Here is a 1432-nt window from a genome sequence, read left to right as displayed (position 1 = left end):
CGGCAAGAGCACGCTGCTCGATGCCTTGTGTCTGGCACTCTACGGCAGCACGCCCCGGTTGCGCCAGGCGCCCGGTCAGAATGCCCCGCTGCCCGACGTGGGCGACGCCACGCTCAATACCGCCGACCCGCGCACTCTACTCCGCCGAGGTACCGCCAGCGGCCATGCCGAGGTCGACTTCCTGGGCCGCGACAGCCGCCGCTATCGCGCTCGCTGGGGCGTGCGCCGCGCCCGCGAGAAGGCTGACGGAAAATTGCAGAAGATCGAGCAGTCGCTGCGTGATCTGGACGATGACCGCCTGCTGACCACGCAGAAACGCGAGTTCGACCGCCTGCTGCCCGAGCGCCTGGGGCTCAGCTTCGAGCAATTCACCCGCGCCGTGCTGCTGGCCCAGAGCGAATTCGCCGCCTTTCTCAAGGCCGACGACAACGAACGCAGCGACCTGCTCGAGCGTCTCACCGGCACCGCCGAGTACTCCGAGATCTCGGTCGCCGCCTATCGCCGCGCCAGTCAGGCCAAGAAAGCCGTCGATGCGCTGGATGCCAAGCTCGCCGACGACCTGCCCGCCGAGGCCGAGGCACGCGCCGCGCTCGAAAAGACCGCCGAGGCCGCCCAAGCCGAGCTCGATACCGTGCAGCGCCATACCAAGCGCCTGGAGACACAGGCGCACTGGCATGCCACGGATACCAGACTGCAAGACTCTCACGCCCAAGGGCAGCATGAACATCGCGCTGCCGAGGCGCATTGGCAGACGCTGGCCTCGGCCCGTGCCGACCGTGACTGGCAGCGCCTGATCGCGCCTCAACGTCATCGTCTGGCACGCCAGGCCGAATTGCCCGGCGAGATCACACGTCTCGAGACGACTCATGCCGACACGCGCGAGGCTCTGACAAAGGCCGAGACCACACAGCAACAGGCTAAACAGGCACATGCCACTGCCGAAAAGACCCTTCAAGACGCCGACACGGCACGCCGCACCGCCGAGCCTCAACTGCACCAGGCGCGCGAGCAGGCACAGCAACTGGCGACGCGCGAGCATCAGCTGGCCGAGCTCGACAACACGCACGCCGCACAGCGCCGCGAAGCGCAAGCGCTGACCACGCGCCATCAGCAAGCCCACGAGACACAGCAACGCCAGCGCCGGCAGCGCGATGACTGGCAGGCCACCCTGCGCCAATTGATGGGTGAACATGCCCGCGTGGAGGACGCCCGCCAGGCCGTTCAGCGCGCGCATGATCATGCCGCTCGACGTCACCTGGCACTCGGCGAGCTGCAAAGTCGCTGGCAGACCGTCTGTCGTACCGAGCACGCCCAGCGCACCCTCAATGAGCGCCTGACGCAGGACGCAAAGCGTCTCGAGGCATTGATCACCCAAGGCCAGGCCGCCCGCCAGCGCCTCGATGAGCACGAGCGCCACTATCGCAGCGTGCTG

Annotated in this window: 1 protein-coding gene; it reads left to right on the top strand. The window is 67.6% G+C overall.

Going from position 1 to position 1432, the window contains the following annotated elements:
- On the top strand, positions 1–1432 hold a 1432-nt coding region (locus OP495_RS18870), incomplete at both ends, for an SMC family ATPase (RefSeq protein ID WP_280571112.1).

This window comes from Chromohalobacter sp. 296-RDG (assembly GCF_029889885.1).
GTDB lineage: Bacteria > Pseudomonadota > Gammaproteobacteria > Pseudomonadales > Halomonadaceae > Chromohalobacter.
The sequence above is the reverse complement of the archived record's forward strand: the minus strand, read 5'-3'. Positions and strand labels throughout refer to the sequence as shown.